We start from the raw sequence: 18,034 nt of genomic DNA on the forward strand, positions 1-18,034 counted from the left end.
GTGTCGTGACATCGACGGTGAAGCTGCGGGAACTGGCCGAGCAATTCGGGATCGCCACCACGTACGTGGGGTGGGATCAGCAGGACCACTACGCGAGCGACGACACGCTGCGCCGGGTCCTGGTCTCCCTGGGGGTGCCCGCCGGCACCGAGGCGGAGATCGACGCCGCCCTCCTGGATGTGCCGAATCGGCCGTGGCGGCGGATGCTGCCGCCCGTGCTGGTGGTCGTGCGGGGCGAGGAGCACACCTTCCCCGTGCACGTGGCCCACGGTGATCCCGTGCAGGTGCAGGTGCGCACCGAGGACGGCGACGTCGTCGAGGTCGCGCAGCGGGACGTGTGGGTCGATCCCCGGGAGGTCGACGGCCGGCTCGTCGGCCGCGCGACGTTCGCCGTCCCGGACCTTCCGCTCGGGTGGCACACCCTGCACGCCCGCAGCAACGACACCGAGGCCGAAGCCACCCTGGTGGTGACGCCCGCCCGGCTCGCCACCGCCGACCGGCTCCTCGAGCGACGCCGCCGGGGCCTGGCCACGCAGTTGTACTCGGTGCGGTCGAAGCGGTCGTGGGGCGTCGGCGACTTCGCGGACCTCGCGGACCTGGCGGCGATCACCGCCTCCGTGCACGGGGGCGACTTCGTGCTCGTCAATCCCGTCCACGCGGGCGAACCGGAGCCGCCGCTCGAGCCGTCGCCGTACCTGCCGAGTTCACGGCGGTTCGTGCATCCGATCTACCTGCGCGTCGAGAACATCCGGGAGGCGGCGTTCCTGCCGCGCAAGCACCGCAAGACGCTCGAGGCGTACACCGGGAAGTTCGCCAAGTCGAACCGCAAGGACAAGCGCATCGACCGCGACACCGCGTACCGGGCCAAGCTGGAGGTGCTCGGGCAGGTGTTCCGGGTGCCGCGCAGCCCGGCGCGGCAGGCGCAGTTCGACGCGTTCCGTGCCGCCGGTGGCGACGCGCTGGCCGACTTCGCGTTGTGGTGCGCCCTCAGCGAGAAGTTCGGTGCGCGCAGCAGCCGCTGGCAGACGTCGGCGGCCACCCCGGACGAGCCGTACGTCACGCGGCAGCGGACCAAGCTGGCCGAGCGCATCGAGTTCCACTGCTGGTTGCAGTGGCTGTGCGACGAGCAGCTCGCCGAGGCGCAGGCGACGGCGCGCGCGGCCGGCATGGACATCGGGATCGTGCACGACCTGGCGGTGGGTGTCCGGCCCGACGGTGCGGATGCCTGGACGCTCGGCGACGCGCTGATCCGCGACATGACCGTCGGGGCGCCGCCGGACGACTTCAACCGGCAGGGCCAGGACTGGACCCAGCCGCCCTGGCATCCGGTCCGGCTCGCCGAGCTCGGCTACCGCCCCTACCGCGACGTGGTGCGCACCGCGCTGCGCCACGCGGGGGGTCTGCGCGTGGACCACATCCTGGGCCTGTTCCGCACCTGGTGGATTCCCGAGGGCTGCACGCCCGATCAGGGCACGTACGTCAAGTACGACCACGACGCCTTCATCGGGATCCTGGCGCTCGAGGCGCACCGGGCGGGCGCCGTGCTGATCGGTGAGGACCTCGGCGTGTTCGAGAGCTGGGTGCAGGAGTACCTGTCGCGCCGCGGCATCGCCGGGACGTCGATCCTGTGGTTCGAGCGCGACGGCGACGATCCGCGGCCACCGGAGAGCTACCGCCGGCTGTGCCTGACGTCGGTCACCACGCACGACCTGCCGCCGACGGCGGGTTTCCTTGCCGGAGAACACATCACGCTGCGCTCCGAGCTGGGTCTGCTGGAGCGGGACCTGGAGACCGAGGCCGCCGACGCGGCCGCCGAGCGCGACGCCGTGCTGGCGGTGCTGCGCGAGCGCGGGCTGCTCGACGCGGATGCCGACGAGCAGCGCACCGTCGAGGCACTGCACCGGTTCGTCGCCGCGAGCCCGTCGGCGCTGATCGGCGTGTCGCTGGCCGACGCCGTCGGGGAGCGACGCAGCCAGAATCAGCCGGGCACGTCCGACGAGTACCCGAACTGGCGGATCCCGCTGGCCGACGAGAACGGCCGGACCGTGCTGCTCGAGGACCTGCCCGGCAACGAGCGGTTCGCGGCCCTGCTCGACGCGGCGGCCCCGGAGCCGTCCGCCGACAAGGCCTGAACGCCTCGGGCCGGCTGCCGGGGACCCGGCAGCCGGCCGCGCGTCACTTCGCGTACATGCTCTCGATGTCGGCGGCGAAACGCTCGGTCACGACGTTGCGCTTGATCTTCAGCGTCGGCGTCAGCTCACCGGTCTCCTCGGTGAGGTCCCGGTCGAGGACGACGAACTTCTTGATGGCCTCGGCGTGCGAGACCATCGAGTTGGCGTCGTCGACGATGGACTGCAGCGCGTCGTGCAGGGCCGGGTCGCGGCGCAGGTCGGCGATGGTGGCCGTGGGGGGCTTGCCGTTCTCGGCCTTCCAGTTGTCGAGCACCTCGGGGTCGACGGTGAGCAACGCGGTGATGTAGCTGCGTCCGTCGCCGACGACCACGGCCTGCGAGACGAGGGTGTGCGAGCGCATCCGGTCCTCGAGCGGACCCGGGGAGACGTTCTTGCCGCCGGCGGTGATGATGAGGTCCTTCTTGCGGCCGGTGATACGCACATAGCCGTCGTCGTCGATCTCGCCGAGATCGCCGGTGCGGAACCAGCCGTCGTGGAAGGCCTCGGCGGTGGCCTTCTCGTTGCGCCAGTAGCCCCGGAACACGACCCCGCCGCGCAGCTCGATCTCGCCGTCGTCGGCGATGCGGGTGCTGTTGCCGCCCATCGGTTGTCCGACGGTGCCGATCTTCTGGGCACCGGGAACGTTCACGCTGTGCGCGGCGGTGCTCTCGGTCAGGCCGTAGCCCTCGTAGATCGGGACGCCGACGCCGCGGAAGAAGTGGCCGAGGCGGGGGCTCAGGGCACCGCCACCGGAGATCGCGAACCAGCACTCGCCGCCCATCGCCTGCCGCAGCTTGGCGTAGACGAGCTTGTCGGCCATGTTGCGCTTGGCCTTGAGGGCGAACGACGGACCGCCGTGGTCGAGCGACTCGCTGTAGGCGATGGCGGTCTCCTCCGCGAACGCAAAGATCGCCGCGTTGAATCGGCCGCCGGCTGCGGCCTTGCGGGCCGCGGCGTCGCGCACCTTCTCGAAGACGCGCGGCACGCCGAGGATCGTGTTGGGGGCGTACCGCTCGAACTGGGCGGAGATGGTGCCGAAGTCCGACCAGTGTGCCTGCGCGGCACCGCCTTCGAAGACGGCCAGCGACACGGCCCGGGCCAGCACATGCGCGAGCGGCAGGAAGGTCAGGACCCGGCTGCCCGGCTTGGCGACCTCACCGATCGAGGCGGTGAGGATGCCGCGGACCTCGCTGTAGAAGTTGCGATGGGTGAGCATGCAGCCCTTGGGCCGGCCGGTGGTACCCGAGGTGTACACGAGCGAGGCGAGGTCGTCGGCGCGGATGCCGTCGAGGCGGGCCTGCAGGGTCGCGTCGTCGACGGCGGCGCCCTCGGCGATCAGCGTGTCCACCGCACCCCCGTCGATCCGCAGGGTGCGACGCAGCGTGTCCGGCATGTCGACGAACAGCGCTTCGTGGCGCGCGGTCTCGACGACGGCGATGCCGGCCTCGGAATCCTGCAGGATCCAGCGGATCTGCTCGGTGGACGAGGAGTCGTAGATCGGCACGGTGGCGGCACCGGCGGCCCAGATGGCGTAGTCGAACAACGCCCACTCGTAGCGGGTGGCCGAGAGCAGGGCGACCCGGTCGCCGGGCTGCACGCCCGCCGCGATGAGACCCTTGGCGACCCCTGAGACCTGCTCGGCGAACTGCCGTGCGGTCACGGCGACCCAGTCCTCGCCCTCGGGGCGGGAGTACATCACGCGGTGCGGCGTCTTCTCCGCGTGCGTGAAGACCGTGCGGACGACCGATTCGTGGTCGCCGACGGTGAACTGGGCGGGGGTGGTGTACTCACGCACGAGCGTCTCCCTCGTTGTGGTCGGGGCGGGCAGTGGACCGGTGTTCCACTCCCTGGCGGAATCGGCGCAGCATGTCGACGAACCGATCGATGTCGTCCGGGTCCCAGCCGGTCAGCGCCGCGCGGATCTCGTCGTGGCGTCCGGCGACGGTGCGGGCGAGGATCTCGCGGCCCCGGTCGGTGAGCCGGAGGGGATGGCCGAGCCGGGTGGGTCCGGCCTCGGCCTGGACCCAGCCGGCGTCGATGCAGCTGCGCAGCTGACGGGAGACGGTCGACCGATTCACGCTGAACGCATCCGAGATGTCGGTGGCTCGGCAGCCCGGGTTGCGGTCGATGAATCCGAGCATCGAATGCTGCGCGAGGGACAGCACGTCGTCATGGGCGCGCTCCCCCGCTGTGAGATGGCGAACCAGGTACACGAACTCGTCGTAGACCTCGGATACACCGGTCGCTGCGGACTGCGCCGCAACCTCCCGTTTGTGTTGCACAACGCAACTGTAAGCCCTGTGCCGCTCGACACCCCAATCGCCTCTACCCGCGGCGCCGCACAGACGACTCGACGACCAGACCCGGCACCACGTCGCCGGCTCCGTCGACGAGCCGCACCGTCCACCGCGAATCCGCCCGAACCGCCGGTGCAGCCGGCCCGTGTCGGGTACAGATGATGCGACAGGATTCTCCCTCGACTGAGGAGTTCCCATGGCCGTACGCGCTCCTTCGACGGCCGGACGCGGCCGTCGCGTGACCACCGTGCTCGTCGGCCTGCTCGCGGCAGCGCACGCCCTGGCGACGCCCGCGACGGCCACGGCGCAGCAACCCGTCGGGTCGTGCGCGTGGCAGTTCCGGTCCGATTCGACCGTGCTGGACGTCGCGTTCCCCGACGGCAATGCGACCTACTGGGTGCTGCCGTACGCGCTGGCCCCGGGCGACAGCATCGAACTGCACGGCACCTACCCGGCGGCCCGGTACTTCTCGCTCAACACCTACGGAACCAACTTCGACACCGTCGACACCCTGCGCGACGCGCAGATCGCACCCGACCCGGGCAGCGGCAATCCGTTCGCGGACGCGGCCGCCGAGACGCTGCCCGCGTCGGCCCGGCGCTGGAGCGCGACCGTCGTCACCGGTCCGGCCGACCACGCCCGCAACGAGATCGCCGCGCTCCCCACCGGATCCCCCAGCGCACCGGCCGGATTCCTCATCATCCGGGTCTACGTGCCCGACGATCCGGCGTCCGCGACCGGCGGGGTTCCCCTCCCGGACGTGACCCTGCACCAGGGTGGACGCGCCACGCCGGTACCCACGTGCACCTCCGACTTCGACCCGGCCGACTACGGCAGCGGACCGGTCGAGCGCGCCGCCGAGGCGGCCGTCGACCGCATCGTCGAGGGCGCCGCATCGGGCGCCTTCCCCGGGGACAATCCCGAGGCCACCTTCGTCAGTCCCGCCACCACCTCCGGGCTGTTCCCCAACGGCGACAACAAGTACATCGGCGCCGTCCTGACGTACCAGCCGGGCCGGCTCGTCGTCGTGCGCGGCCAGGCCCCCACGTTCCCCGACACCCGCGCCGGCGAACCGGTCACCGCACCGGGCCGTCAGGTGCGGTACTGGTCGATGTGCCAGAACGACCAGGTCACCCCGTACCCGGTCGTTGCGTGCGCGGCCGACTTCGAGACTGCCGTCGACGCGGAGGGCTGGTTCACCTACGTCGTCGCCGCGCCCGAGGACGTGCCCGCCCGCGCCACGGCAGATCCGACGGTGACGGTCCTGCCGTGGGGCTCGACCGAGGTCCCGAAGAAGACCCTGCTCTACCGGAACATGCTGCCGTCCGACGCGTTCCTGCCGCAGTCGGTGCAGGCGGCACAGGGCGGCGACCCGGCCGCCACGATGGGGCCCTACTACCCGCGGGCGGCCTATTGCGAGAGCTCCACCTTCGAGGCCGGGGGCGTCGCGGCCTGTCTGCCCGGACAGTGAGGGCCCCGGCGGTCGCCGCGGCGATACGTCCGATTCCGAGACGCCGCGCCGCCCCGGCAATAGCCTGTGTGACACCCGCCACAGGGCGGGCCGCTGTTCTTCCAGGAGGCCCCCGTATGTCCGTCCCCGCTCCGTCCGTCATCCTCGACCGCGTCGCGCACTGGGCCCAGACCAAGCCGGACGAGGTCGCGGTGCAGTACCTCGACCGCACCCACACCTGGGCGCAGTGGCACGAGCGACTGCTCCACCTCGCCGGCGCTCTCGCCGCCGAGGGCATCGGGCAGGGTGACACCGTCGCGTTCGTCGACAAGAACAACCTCGCCTGTCTCGAGGTCACCTACGCCGCCTCCGCGCTCGGCGCGGCCAACGCGATCCCGAACTTCCGGCTCGCCGGCGACGAACTCGACTACGTGATCAACGACTCGCAGGCCCGAATCCTGTTCGTGGGAGCGGAATTCGCGCAAGAGATCGAGTCGCTGCGGCCGCGGCTGTCCGCGGTGGCGAAGATCGTCGTCGTCGGTGGGGACAACGACGAGTTCGAGCCGTGGCTCGCGGCCGCCGCGCCGGCGACCCTGCCCGAGATCGCGGCGGAGACCACCGCGCTGCTGCTCTACAGCTCCGGCACCACCGGCCGGCCCAAGGGCGTGCAGCTGACGCACCGCAACCTGTTCGCGCACTCCGAGGACGTGCTCGCGGTGCTGCCGTTCACCGACGGCGACTGCCTGCTCGTGGCGATGCCGCTGTTCCACGTGGGCGGCACCTGCTACGCGATCATGGGTATCCACGACGGCCGCCGCTGCGTGTTCACCCGCGAGGCGGACGCGCCCTCCCTGTTCGGGGGTCTTGCGGCGGGAGCGAACATCGCATTCCTGGTGCCCCCGGTGATCGCGGCCGTCCTCGCCGCCGGCGAGCAGGCGATCGGCGCCTTCGCCCGGCTCAAGCGCATCACCTACGGTGCCGCGCCGATGCCGCTGCCGCTGCTGCGGGGCGCGCTCGCCGCGTGGCCGGAGACCGAGTTCGTCCAGGTGTACGGCATGACCGAACTCGCCGGGGTGATCACCGCGCTGCTGCCGGACGTGCACCGCGACCCGGCGCAGGAACGGCGGATGGCGTCGGCGGGCACCCCGATCCCCGGCGTGGAGATGCGCGTCGTCGACCCGGCCACGCTCGAGGACGTGGCGCCGGGCGGGATCGGCGAATTGTGGTGGCGCTCGGCGCAGACCACACCCGGCTACTGGAACCGGCCCGATGCGACGGCCGAAACGATCACTCCCGACGGGTGGTTGCGCAGCGGCGACATGGGCCGGGTCGACGACGGCGGGTTCGTGTTCATCGAGGACCGCCTCAAGGACATGATCATCACCGGCGGTGAGAACGTGTACTGCCCCGAGGTCGAGCGGGTCCTCGTCGAGCATCCGGCCGTGGCCGAGGTCGCCGTCATCGGCGTCCCGGACGAGAAGTGGGGCGAGACGGTCAAGGCGGTGGTGGTGCTCGCCCCGGACCAGAAGGCCGACGAGCAGGAACTCGTCGACTACACCCGCCGGCACCTCGCGCACTTCAAGTGCCCGTCGAGCATCGACATCGTCGACATGCTCCCGCGCAACCCCACCGGCAAGATCCTCAAGCGCTCCCTGCGCGCCCCGTACTGGGCCGGGCACGACCGCAATCTGTGAGCGGTGTGTCCTTTGGGCTGCCGGGGCAGCCCAAAGGACACACCGGTCGCGGAGCGGCTCGGGTCAGCGGATGCGGCGGATCAGGGCGGCGAGGGCCTGGCCGCCGCCGATGCACATGGTGACGATGCCGAGCTCGAGGTCGCGGCGCACCAGGTCCTTGGCCACCCTCAGGGTCAGGATGCCGCCGGTGGCGCCGACGGGGTGGCCGAGGGCGATCGCTCCGCCGTACGGGTTGGTGCGGGCCGGGTCGAGCTTGGCGTCGCGGAGCACCGCGACGGCCTGCGAGGCGAACGCCTCGTTGAGCTCGACGGTGTCGATGTCGGCCGGGGTGGTGCCGGTCTGCTCGAACAGCTTCTGCAGGGCGAGCACCGGCGCGTAGCCCATCAGCTCCGGTTCGAGCGCGGCGGTGGCGACGGACTCGAGCACCGCGAGCCCACCCAGGCCCCGCTCGCGGGCGACGGATTCGCGGGCGAGCACGACGACGCCGGCGCCGTCGTTGATGCCGGAGGCGTTGCCGGCGGTGACGGTGCCGTCCTTGACGAAGGCCGGGCGCAGCTTCGCCAGGGTCTCGACGGTGGTGTCGGGCTTGGGATGCTCGTCGGTGGTCACCACAGTGGGCTTGCGGCCGCCGATCTCGACGGGGGTGATCTCCTCGGCGAACGCGGCGCGGGCGGCGTCGGTGGCGGCGCGGCGCTGCGACTCGGCGGCGAACTCGTCCTGCGCGGCGCGGTCGATGCCGTACTCGCGGGCGACGTTCTCGGCGGTGACGCCCATGTGGATGCCGTGGAACGGGTCGGTGAGCATGCCGACGGTGCCGTCGACGAGGATGCGGTCGCCGAGCTTGTAGCCGGAGCGGGCGCCGAAGTCGTAGAACGGCATGCGGGACATGTTCTCGTCGCCGCCGGCCAGGGCCAGATCGACCCCGCCCCAGCGCATCTGCATCGCCGCCGACCAAATCGCCTGCAGGCCCGAGCCGCACAGCCGGTTGACGGTGTACGCGGGGGTCGCCACCGGCAGCCCGGCGGCGAGGGCGACGCGGCGGGCGTTGTAGGCGTCGGGGCCGACCTGCCCGATGCAGCCCATGACGACCTCGTCGATGTCCCCGGGTGCGACCCCGGCGCGCTCGAGGGCCGCCTTGGCGGCGGTCGCGCCGAGTTCGTGGGCCGGCACGTCCTTGAACGCGCCGCCGAAGCTACCGACCGGGGTGCGCGCACCGTCGACGATGACGATCCGTTCCGCAGTGCTCATCTCACGTCCCATCTCTCGCAGGAACGGCACCGAGTGCCATATCTTGCTGTCGACGATACCGGAGTAGTGAGCCGCAACACAGTCGGGCGGCACTGGGGCGCAAGACGGGCAGTGTCAGGCGGGGTCGTCGAGGTCGTGCCGATGTACGCGCTCGGTCGCCGCGGCCGACCCGAGTTCCGTACGGGCCTGCGGATTGTTCGCGTAGAACTCGAGCACCCGGTACAGCAGCACCGGGTCGCAGTCGAACTTTCGGGAATCGATCTCGATCACCGCTTCGGGGGGCAACCGATCCAGGCGGAACAGCCGGCTGGTCCGTCGTCGCGCCCACGCCGCGGCCGGCGTCCCCAGCACCCAGATCTCGGGGAAGCCGTGATGGACGGCGTGCACCCCCGCCACCGACACCCACGGCAGGTACGACTCGATCGTCCAGCCGCGTTGCCGGATCCCGTCCGGTGTCAGCAGCAGCGCCCCACGACGGATCCCGCCGCGCAGCACCTCCACGACGAACGCCGCGCACGGCAGCCCGAAAGCCGTGAGGAGCACACTCACCCACGGAACGCCGTGGTCGAACAGCACGATCTCGACGGCAGCGCCGAGCGAGAGCAACGCCGCGCTCGTCGTCATGGCACCCATCAGATGGAAGACCGGGCCGGACGCGCGGATCTCGGTGGCCCCGCGACCCCGAGCCTCGACGAGACGGATCTCCGGGTCACCGCGACGCGGCCGCCAGAACACGTATCCGAAGAGCGCGGTGAGAGCCATCAGGCCGGAGAGGATGAGGAAGAACCGGGTCACCGGCCAGGCTCCCGCGTGACCGGCATCCCAAGCCCGCCACAGAGAGACGAGGATCACGAAGCCCGCCAAGGTTATCGCGGCCGCGACCCGGGTATTGACCTTGGCAGGCGGCCACTCCTCCGGGCGGATCAGCGGCGCGGAGGCGGACTCGTCTTCATCGGTGCCGTGCACGAAACACCCGTCCCACTGCGTTCCCCTTCCGGAAGCGCCGGGACCCCACCGCCCCGACCGGTTGCCGGTAGGTGGGGAACGCTACCGCAGGGCCCACCGATCGTGGCGCACGACACGCACCGCGATCGCGGTCGCCCGCCGAAGGGACCTTCGACCCTACGTCCGGTGGCCGAATCCGGGCCCGCAGCCGGGGGTGTGACCATTGCCACATACGCCACAGGACGGACATAAAGCCCAGTTCAAGAGGTGTTCATCTCGTGGCCGTCGAGCCCGGGCGGCGGGACACGAAAATCTTGTCTACGGATGAGTAACACTGGCCCCGACGGGAACGACACAATCATCGACGATCCAGACGAGACCGGAGGAATCTGCATGACTGTCCAGCTTGATTCGCCTGGCTTCGAGTCCGCCCGCGAGGTGGTTTCGACCCAGGAAGACCTCGGTCGACTGTTCGACGAGATCGGGGAGCTCGATGCGCAGATTCTCGAGGCGATCGAGCGCCGGAGCGAGCTGTCGCGCCGGGCGGGCATCGCTGCGAAGGAGTCCGGGAACGCTCGGCAGGCGCAGAACCTCGAGATGGGGGTCCTCGACCGTTTCGCCGAACTCGGCGCCGACGGCAAGACCCTGGCGATGACGCTGCTCCGGCTCGGACGCACCCGCCTGTCCTAGGCCCCACGACTTCACGCGGCCCCCGCACCGATCGGTGCGGGGGCCGCGTCGTCGTAGCTGCCGGCACACCGGCGCCCGGAACACCTCAGCGCCGCGCGTGCAGGACACCCTCCCGCACCGAGGCCGCGCGCGGCGCCTCGAGCTCGAACTCGGCGAGCGCGCGGCCGGCGACGGCGGCGATGCCCGCCGGCGGCAGCTCCTCGAACTCGCCGAGCACGAGGGCGATCTGCTCGACCGGCGGCAACGTCGAGAACAGCACGGCGTCGTCACCGCAACCCTCCGCACGACGGGGTGCCCGGCTCTCGGCGTGCAACAGGTACACGAACCACGACACGACGTACGCGCACAGTTCCGGACCGATCGGGCCGCGCCAGGTCGCGACCGCCCGTGCCAGCGCCCGGTCCAGGACCGGAGCCGCCCGCTCGGAGCCGCCGGACAGCAGCCGCGCGCACGCGGCGAGGTCCGGGAGCCGGCCTTCGAGTACCTCGCGCAGACCACGACCACTCGGGTCGCCTGTGGACCCGCCACTGGGGTCCGGCGGCATGATGTACATCGTCCGCTCCCTCCGCGCGTTCCCGGTCCGGGGAAACCGATGCCGTCTTTCCGTCTATCGTTCGGTGGCGCCCGAACGTGACGGGCCGGTCACCGCAGCAGTGCCTTCACCTCCAGGAACTCTTCGAGGCCGAAGACGCCCGCCTCGCGGCCGACACCGGAGTGCTTGTAGCCGCCGAACGGTGCGTCGGTGTTGAAGGCGCCGCCGTTGATGTAGACCTGCCCGGTGCGCATCTGCCGTGCGACCCGCTCGGCGCGGGCGCGGTCGGCGGACCAGACGCCGCCGGAGAGCCCGTAGTCGCTGTCGTTGGCGATGCGCACGGCGTCGTCCTCGTCGCGGTACCCGATGATCGACAGCACCGGCCCGAAGATCTCCTCGCGCGCGATCGTCATGTCCTCGGTCACGTTCGCGAACACGGTCGGTCCGACGAAGTAGCCGGTGCCGAGGCCGGTTTCGCGGCCGTCGAGGACCAGTTCGGCGCCCTCCTCGATGCCCTTGTCGATGTAGGACCGCACCCGCTTGAACTGGTTGGCGTTGACCAGCGGGCCGAGACGGGTGCCGGCCGCGGTCGGATCCCCGACGGTGTAGGCGCGCGCGACCTGTTCGGCGAGGGCCGCCACCTCGTTCATCCGCTCGGCCGGGACGAGCATGCGGGTCAGTGCCGAGCAGGTCTGCCCGGAGTTCAGGAAGCACTGGGCGACACCGTCGGTGACGGCCCGGGTCAGGTCGGCGTCGTCGAGGATGACGTTGGCGGACTTGCCGCCGAGTTCGAGGGCGACCTTCTTCACCGTCTCCGCGGCGACCACGGCGACGCGCTTGCCCGCGCGGGTGGAGCCGGTGAACGACACCATGTCCACGTCGGGGTGCGCGGCGATGGCCTCGCCGACGACGGGCCCGTAGCCGCTGACGAGGTTGAACACGCCGGGCGGCAGCCCGGCCTCGTGGCAGAGGTCGACGAGCGCGTAGGTGATCAGGGGCGCGACCTCGGTCGGCTTGAGCACGACGGTGCAGCCGCCCGCGAGAGCCGCGAAGACCTTCAGGACCACCTGGTGCAGCGGGTAGTTCCACGGGGTGATGGCGCCGACGACGCCGATGGGTTCGCGGACGATCAGGGCGTTGCCCACCTCGCCGGCGTCGAAGTCGTAGGTCGCGGCGAGTTCGGCGTAGCGGGTGATGTTCTTCAGCGGCATGCCGATCTGGACCGGCTTGGCCAGGGACACCGGCATGCCCATGTCGCGGGAGACCAGTTCGGCGAGTTCGTCGATGCGCTCGGCCATGAGGGCCGCGACCTTGCCGAGGTGGGCGCCTCGTTCGGCGCCGCTGAGTGCCGACCACGCCGGGAACGCCGCCCGCGCGGCGCGGACGGCCCGGTCGACGTCCTGCGCCGTGCCTTCGGCGACGACGGCGATGACGTCCTCGGTGGCCGGGGCGATCACGTCGATCCGGCCGGTGCCGTCGGAGTCCACCCATTCGCCGCCGATGTAGATCTTCGTGCGATCGAGCACGTTGTTCATGTGTCGGTCCTTCTCCCCTGAGTGATGCGCTTCACAGGCAGCGTACGACGCGTGCCCGACGCACCGCGGGAAGCCGGCCCGGCCCGCCGCGGCGCGTCAGGGCTGGGTCTCGAGGGCGCGCTGGAGGGTCGGCCACGCCTTGGGCAGCTGGTCGCGCCAGTAGCCCCACGCGTGCACCCCGACGGGTTCGTAGGTGACGGTGACGGGGATCTTCAGAGCCGCGAGACGCTCCTCGAGCCGCTGGGTGCACATCCGCGACCCGGCCTCGAGGATGCCGCCGAGGACGAGGGTGCGCGCGAGGTCCGGGGTGTCGGGTGTCTCGTGGGGTCCCGGCACGCCGGTCGCGGCGGACATGTACAGCTCCTTGCCGGCGAGGTTCTCGGCGTGCGCGACGGTGTCGTGCTCGGCCCACTCCCGGCTGCCGGGCGGCCCCCACATGTTCACGGCGTCGCCGCCCTGCGACGAGGTGCTGGTCTGCACGACGGCGCTGCCGAGCAGGTCGCCCGTCGAGTAGCAGCCGCTGAACGCGGCGACGCCCCGATACAGCTCGGGGTGCCGGTGGGCGAGCATCATGGCCGCCTGCCCGCCCATCGAGTTCCCGGCGATCGCGCTGACCCCGTTGCTGTTCAGCCGCGCGGCGAGCAGCGGCGGAAGTTCCTGGGTGAGGAAGGTTTCCCACTTGTTGAGCCCGAGCTTGGGATCGGACTGCAGCCAGTCGCTGTAGAGGCTGCCGCGACCACCGTTGGGCATGACGACGTTGACGTTCTTGTCGGCGAAGAAGGCGGGGGCGCCGCCGATGTTCATCCAGCCGCTCGTGTGGTTGCGGGCGCTGACCCCGTCGAGCAGGAACAGGGTGGGCCGCGGGACGGAGTTGTCGGCGGGGAGCAGGATCTCGACGCCCACGTCGCGACGCAGCGCGGGGCTTGCGACCGTCAGCCGCACCGCGCGTTCGGCGATCGGGGTCTCCCCCACGATGGCCGCGGTCTCGATCTCGCGCAGCTCGGGCAGCGGGCCGGGGTCCTCCTGGAAGGCGGCCGGCACCGAGGAGCCGGAGTTCGACCCGGTGTCGGGTGCCGCGACGGCGGCTCCCGCTCCCAGCACGGTGACGGCGGCGAGCGCCGTCCCGGTCGTGAGCAGGCGGACGAGTGCCGGGCGCCGGGCAACCACCACGAGGACCTCCCTAAACCTCAAGTTCAGGTTGAGAGTAGCGGACGAGTCGTCCCCGTGGCGTCTTTCCCGGACCGTCGGCGTGCCCGAAAGACGCCACGGCGGCGGAGGCGCCTCCTACACTTGGGCACAGGCCACGGGAGGAGTCGCCGATGCCCGACCGCTCTGCCGCACGCACCGAACGGGCGCCCGCCGTCGAGCGCCCCGCACAGCTCCGCAACGTCGTCCTCGTCGGCTGCAGCGGGGTCGGCAAGACCACCCTCGCCGAATCCCTGGCCCTGGCCGCGGGCGCCGTGGGCCGCGCCGGCCGGACCGCCGACGGCACCACCGTCTCCGACTACGAGGCGATCGAACAGCAGCACCGTCGCTCGGTGCAGCTGGCCGTGCTGCCGCTCGAGTGGAACGGGGTGAAGATCAACATCATCGACACCCCCGGGCACCCGGACTTCGACGCCGAGGTCCGCGCGGGTCTGCACGCCGCCGACGCGGCCGTATTCGTGGTCTCCGCAACCGATCCCATCTCCGCCGCCACCCGCACCCTGTGGCGCGAGTGCGCCGAGACCGCGATCCCCCGCGCCATCGTCGTCTCCAAGCTCGACGTCGCCCGCACCGGCTTCGACGACATGCTCACCGCGTGCCACGACGCGTTCGACCTCGGTCCGGACACCCTGCGGCCGGTCTACGTGCCGGTCTTCGACGGCGGCCGCCCCTGCGGCTCGATCGATCTGCTCACCGGCCGCGGCTACGGCAATCCCGCCGCCGTCCCGGACACCGGCGCCGCACGCGAGAGCCTCGTCGAGGCCATCTCCGGCCAGGACGACACCCTCATGGAGCGATACCTCGCGGGTGAAACCCTCGACACCGAATCCCTCGACGAGGGATTGCGGCACGAGATCGTCGACTGCGCACTGCATCCCGCGCTCGCCACCACCGACTACGGGGTGGGCGCCGCCGAGCTCCTCGACCTCGTGGCGATGGCCTTCCCCGACCCCACCCACCGTCGCCCGCCCGCGCCCGCCGCCGACCCCGAGGCACCGCTGGCGGCGCAGGTGATCCGCGTCGCCGGGGACGCCTACGTCGGGCGCATCAGCCTCGTGCGGGTGTACTCCGGAACCCTGCGGCCCGACACGACGATCCGGCTGGCCGGCTCCGCCGGCGACGACACCACCGAACGCGTCGCGACCCTCACCAGCCCGTTCGGCCGGCAACAGCGCCCGGTGCCCGAGGCCGTCGCCGGCGATCTCGTGTGCATCGCCAAGCTCCTCACCGCCCAGCCGGGCGACACCCTCTCCGACGCGGGGGCGTCGACCCTGCTGGACCGCTGGCCGCTACCCGAGCCGCTGCTGCCGGTGGCCGTCGAGGCCCACACCCGCAGCGACGACGACAAGCTCTCCCAGGCCCTCGCCCGGCTGACCGCCGAGGACCCGGCCCTGCGCCTCGAACAGAACCCCGACACCCACCAGTTGGTGCTGTGGTGCACGGGCGAGGCCCACGCCGAGGTCGTCCTCGACCGGCTGCGCACCCGCCACGGCGTGCACGTCGACGCCGTCCCGTACCGGGTGGCGCTGCGCGAGACGTTCGCCGCACCGGCCAAGGGCCACGGCCGGCTCGTCAAACAGTCCGGCGGCCACGGCCAGTACGCGGTGTGCGACGTCGAGGTCGAACCGTTGCCGCTCGGCGGCGGCATCGAATTCGCCGAACGCGTCGTCGGCGGCGCCGTGCCCAGGCAGTTCTTCCCGTCCGTGGAGAAGGGCGTGCGGGCGCAGGCCGCCAAGGGGGTGGCCACCGGGAACCCGCTCATCGACGTCCGCGTCACCCTCGTCGACGGCAAGGCGCACTCGGTGGACTCCTCCGACGCCGCGTTCCAGACCGCGGCCGGGCTGGCCCTGCGCGACGCCGCCACGCACACCGAGGTCACGCTGCTCGAACCCGTCGCCGCGGTGCGGGTGATCCTGCCCGAGGAGTACCTCGGCGCCGTCCTCGGCGACCTGTCCGCCCGGCGCGGCCGGGTCCTGGGCACCGAGAGCGCCGAGCCGGGCCGCACCCTGCTGCGCGCGGAGGTCCCCGAACTCGAACTCGCCCGCTACCCGGTGGATCTGCGGTCGCTCACGCAGGGCACCGCGGAGTTCTCCCGGATGCACCTGCGCTACGAGCCCATGCCGGCCGCGGCGGCGGCGCAGTTCACCGGCGGGCAGCACGAGCCCCCGTCGAACGGCAAGTCCCGCAACGGAAATCGCTGACGTCGGGCGGATCATTCTCGCAGCAGCAGTGCCGCCAGTTCCGCGGGACGGGCCAGCGCGGGCAGGTGCCCGGTGTCGATCACCTCGACCTCCACCCCCAGCCGCTCGCGCGCGAGCCGCTCGATCAGCGGCAGCGGAAACAACCGGTCGTGCCGGCCCGCGATCACCCGCACCGGCACGTCCGGCCACCGCCGCGCCCGCCACGCCGGCTCGAAGGCCGACTCCGCCATGTCCGGCTGCTCGTGCGCGAACGCCTCGTCGACGACGTCGGCGGGCACGTCGTGGAAGAACAGCGCGCGCGGATCCAGCGGCGCATCCGGGTCACGGCCGTCGGCGACGTCCTGGGCGCGCTTCGCCTCGGCCTGGCCCACCGCCGACCACCACTGTCCCGGCGACTCGCCCGGCGCCGGGATCATCGGCGCCACCAGGACCAGCGCGTGGACCGGCATCCGCTCGGCGACAATCGCCGCGGTGAACGCGGACATCGACTGCGCCACCAGGGTCGGTGGGCGCGCGAGGTCACGGCAGGCCGCCACCACGACGTCCGCGTACGCGTACTGGTCGGCGCCGGGATCGGTGTACGGCAGGTCGACCGGCACGACCTCGTGCCCGCGCAGCAGCGGCACCACCCGGTGCCAGTACCACGAGTCCGACCCCGCCCCCGGCAACAGGACGAAGGTGCGGGTCGTGGCACCGGGCATCGTCGGCGGCCGATCTGTCACGAGAAGGGCCGGTCAGTCCGGCGCCTCGTCGCCGGTCTCGATCGGACGCTGCTGCTCACGGTCCGAGATGCTGCCCTCGACGCCCTCCTCCTCGCGTTCGCTCTCGACCCGCTTCTCCATGTCGTCCACCAGGTTCTCCAGGTCCTCCCCGGTGACCGGGGCGGGACGGTCGGTGGCCTCCACGGGCTCTTCTCGGTCATCGCGCTGTTCCGGACTTCCCACGGTGTGACGTCCTTTCGATGTCGGCCGACCTCGGTCGGTGCAGCCCTCCCGCATTACCCGGTCGCCCGCGCCCCGAAACCGCGCACCGGGCGCACATCACACCTTCGGGAAGGTCTCCGAGGGGCGCTCCCCCTCGTCGTAGACCGTCTCGGGCGAGCCGATGATCTGGGCATCGGGGGTGCCGACCACGCGCGGATTCTTGCCGGTGTAGTCGAAGCGGTGCAGCACCCACTTCATCGCCTCGATCCGCGAACGCTTCTTGTCGTTCGCCTTGACGATGGTCCACGGGGCGTGCGGGGTGTCGGTGTAGAACAGCATCGCCTCCTTCGCCTCCGTGTACGCGTCCCACTTGTCGAGGCTCGCGAGGTCCGTCGGCGAGAGCTTCCACTGCTTGACCGGGTCGGTGCTGCGCGCGACGAACCGCGCGTGCTGCTCCTCGCGGCCCACCGAGAACCAGAACTTGACCAGGTGGATCCCGGACTGCACCAGCATCCGCTCGAATTCCGGTGCGGAGCGCGTGAATTCGCGGTACTCGTTCGGGGTGCAGTAGCCCATCACCCGTTCGACACCGGCCCGGTTGTACCAGGACCGGTCCATCAGCACGATCTCCCCACCCGCCGGCAGGTGTTCGACGTAGCGCTGGAAATACCACTGCGTGCGTTCCCGCTCGGTCGGCTTCTCGAGCGCCATCACCCGCGCCCCGCGGGGATTGAGATGTTCGGTGAACCGCTTGATCGCCCCGCCCTTGCCGGCCGCGTCGCGGCCCTCGAAGATGACGACGATCTTCTCGTTGTGCTCCTTGACCCAGGCCTGCAGCTTGAGCAGCTCGATCTGCAGCTTGCGTTTGCGGGCCTCGTACTGCCGCCGCGTCATTTTCGTGTCGTACGGATACCCGTTCCGCCACGGCTCGTCGACGTCGGCGAGCCGATTCTTGCGGCCGGACTTTCGCAGCAACTCGCCGATCTCGTCGATCTCCGGGGTGACGTCGACCTGACCGTCCGACGCGAGTTCGAACGGTTCGCCCTTCTCGTTCAACTCGTCCACTCCGTGAGGTTACCGCCGCCACCGGCACGGCGCGGTTCGATCGGGTGCGGGGATTCCGCCGCGTTCGCCCGATATCC

Annotated in this window: 15 protein-coding genes; 5 read left to right on the forward strand and 10 right to left on the reverse strand. The window is 71.4% G+C overall.

Annotation, left to right across the window (positions count from 1 at the left end; translation table 11 throughout):
• The first annotated feature begins 5 nt into the window (after positions 1–5).
• Positions 6–2,132, forward strand: a complete 2,127-nt coding sequence (malQ, locus tag QYS60_RS19920; protein ID WP_371384022.1) for a 4-alpha-glucanotransferase — start codon at positions 6–8, stop codon at positions 2,130–2,132.
• 43 nt (positions 2,133–2,175) lie between these two features.
• On the opposite strand, the gene QYS60_RS19925 is transcribed toward malQ, so the two are convergent.
• Complete coding sequence (locus QYS60_RS19925) at positions 2,176–3,966, reverse strand: long-chain fatty acid--CoA ligase (protein WP_371384023.1); 1,791 nt, start codon at positions 3,964–3,966, stop codon at positions 2,176–2,178.
• Complete coding sequence (locus QYS60_RS19930; RefSeq protein ID WP_371384024.1) at positions 3,959–4,453, reverse strand: MarR family winged helix-turn-helix transcriptional regulator; 495 nt, start codon at positions 4,451–4,453, stop codon at positions 3,959–3,961. The genes QYS60_RS19925 and QYS60_RS19930 overlap by 8 nt, the downstream gene beginning before the upstream one ends.
• Before the next feature lie 211 nt (positions 4,454–4,664).
• On the opposite strand from QYS60_RS19930, the gene QYS60_RS19935 reads away from it, so the two are divergent.
• Both QYS60_RS19935 and QYS60_RS19940 read left to right on the forward strand, forming a co-directional pair.
• The gene (locus QYS60_RS19935; protein ID WP_371384025.1) at positions 4,665–5,939 is read left to right on the forward strand and encodes a hypothetical protein; all 1,275 of its coding nucleotides are present in this window, start codon (positions 4,665–4,667) and stop codon (positions 5,937–5,939) included.
• Between the two features lie 116 nt (positions 5,940–6,055).
• On the forward strand, positions 6,056–7,612 hold the full coding sequence (locus QYS60_RS19940) for a long-chain-fatty-acid--CoA ligase (RefSeq protein ID WP_371384026.1): 1,557 nt from the start codon (positions 6,056–6,058) through the stop codon (positions 7,610–7,612).
• Between the two features lie 63 nt (positions 7,613–7,675).
• Here QYS60_RS19940 and QYS60_RS19945 read toward each other — a convergent pair whose 3' ends face one another.
• Entirely contained in the window at positions 7,676–8,860 is a 1,185-nt protein-coding gene (locus QYS60_RS19945) for an acetyl-CoA C-acyltransferase (RefSeq protein ID WP_371384027.1), read from the reverse strand.
• Between the two features lie 114 nt (positions 8,861–8,974).
• A complete protein-coding gene (locus QYS60_RS19950; protein WP_371384028.1) occupies positions 8,975–9,826 on the reverse strand; it encodes a hypothetical protein in 852 nt (283 codons plus the stop codon).
• Between the two features lie 372 nt (positions 9,827–10,198).
• On the opposite strand from QYS60_RS19950, the gene QYS60_RS19955 reads away from it, so the two are divergent.
• Positions 10,199–10,495, forward strand: a complete 297-nt coding sequence (locus QYS60_RS19955) for a chorismate mutase (RefSeq protein ID WP_003935148.1) — start codon at positions 10,199–10,201, stop codon at positions 10,493–10,495.
• 85 nt (positions 10,496–10,580) lie between these two features.
• Here QYS60_RS19955 and QYS60_RS19960 read toward each other — a convergent pair whose 3' ends face one another.
• From QYS60_RS19960 to QYS60_RS19970, 3 genes are all read right to left on the reverse strand, one after another.
• The gene (locus tag QYS60_RS19960; protein WP_289381223.1) at positions 10,581–11,048 is read right to left on the reverse strand and encodes a hypothetical protein; all 468 of its coding nucleotides are present in this window, start codon (positions 11,046–11,048) and stop codon (positions 10,581–10,583) included.
• Between the two features lie 89 nt (positions 11,049–11,137).
• Entirely contained in the window at positions 11,138–12,562 is a 1,425-nt protein-coding gene (locus QYS60_RS19965) for an aldehyde dehydrogenase family protein (protein WP_054374726.1), read from the reverse strand.
• 96 nt (positions 12,563–12,658) lie between these two features.
• Complete coding sequence (locus tag QYS60_RS19970) at positions 12,659–13,732, reverse strand: alpha/beta hydrolase (protein ID WP_371384030.1); 1,074 nt, start codon at positions 13,730–13,732, stop codon at positions 12,659–12,661.
• Positions 13,733–13,881: 149 nt separating this feature from the next.
• On the opposite strand from QYS60_RS19970, the gene QYS60_RS19975 reads away from it, so the two are divergent.
• Positions 13,882–15,969 carry an elongation factor G-like protein EF-G2 gene (locus QYS60_RS19975; protein ID WP_371384031.1) on the forward strand — a complete coding sequence of 696 codons (2,088 nt, stop codon included), beginning with the start codon at positions 13,882–13,884 and terminating at the stop codon, positions 15,967–15,969.
• A gap of 11 nt (positions 15,970–15,980) precedes the next feature.
• On the opposite strand, the gene QYS60_RS19980 is transcribed toward QYS60_RS19975, so the two are convergent.
• The 3 genes from QYS60_RS19980 to ppk2 form a co-directional block, all read right to left on the reverse strand.
• Positions 15,981–16,670: an alpha/beta fold hydrolase gene (locus tag QYS60_RS19980; protein ID WP_371384032.1), complete on the reverse strand. Its 690-nt coding sequence runs from the start codon at positions 16,668–16,670 to the stop codon at positions 15,981–15,983.
• A 33-nt stretch (positions 16,671–16,703) separates the two neighbouring features.
• Positions 16,704–16,874, reverse strand: coding sequence for a hypothetical protein (locus QYS60_RS19985; RefSeq protein ID WP_371384034.1), 171 nt, complete (start codon positions 16,872–16,874; stop codon positions 16,704–16,706).
• Between the two features lie 135 nt (positions 16,875–17,009).
• Positions 17,010–17,957, reverse strand: a complete 948-nt coding sequence (gene ppk2 / locus QYS60_RS19990) for a polyphosphate kinase 2 (RefSeq protein ID WP_371384036.1) — start codon at positions 17,955–17,957, stop codon at positions 17,010–17,012.
• Between the last annotated feature and the right edge of the window lie 77 nt (positions 17,958–18,034).

Source organism: Rhodococcus sp. GXMU-t2271 (genome assembly GCF_041414735.1).
Lineage (GTDB): Bacteria > Actinomycetota > Actinomycetes > Mycobacteriales > Mycobacteriaceae > Rhodococcus > Rhodococcus indonesiensis.

Bases quoted from the DNA above. Each gene is read 5' to 3' on its own strand.
- QYS60_RS19940 (WP_371384026.1), top strand. From the start codon at position 6,056: ATGTCCGTCCCCGCTCCGTCCGTCATCCTCGACCGCGTCGCGCACTGG.
- QYS60_RS19980 (WP_371384032.1), bottom strand. From the start codon at position 16,670: ATGCCCGGTGCCACGACCCGCACCTTCGTCCTGTTGCCGGGGGCGGGG.
- QYS60_RS19960 (WP_289381223.1), bottom strand. From the start codon at position 11,048: ATGTACATCATGCCGCCGGACCCCAGTGGCGGGTCCACAGGCGACCCG.
- QYS60_RS19955 (WP_003935148.1), top strand. From the start codon at position 10,199: ATGACTGTCCAGCTTGATTCGCCTGGCTTCGAGTCCGCCCGCGAGGTG.
- QYS60_RS19935 (WP_371384025.1), top strand. From the start codon at position 4,665: ATGGCCGTACGCGCTCCTTCGACGGCCGGACGCGGCCGTCGCGTGACC.
- QYS60_RS19965 (WP_054374726.1), bottom strand. From the start codon at position 12,562: ATGAACAACGTGCTCGATCGCACGAAGATCTACATCGGCGGCGAATGG.
- QYS60_RS19975 (WP_371384031.1), top strand. From the start codon at position 13,882: ATGCCCGACCGCTCTGCCGCACGCACCGAACGGGCGCCCGCCGTCGAG.
- QYS60_RS19945 (WP_371384027.1), bottom strand. From the start codon at position 8,860: ATGAGCACTGCGGAACGGATCGTCATCGTCGACGGTGCGCGCACCCCG.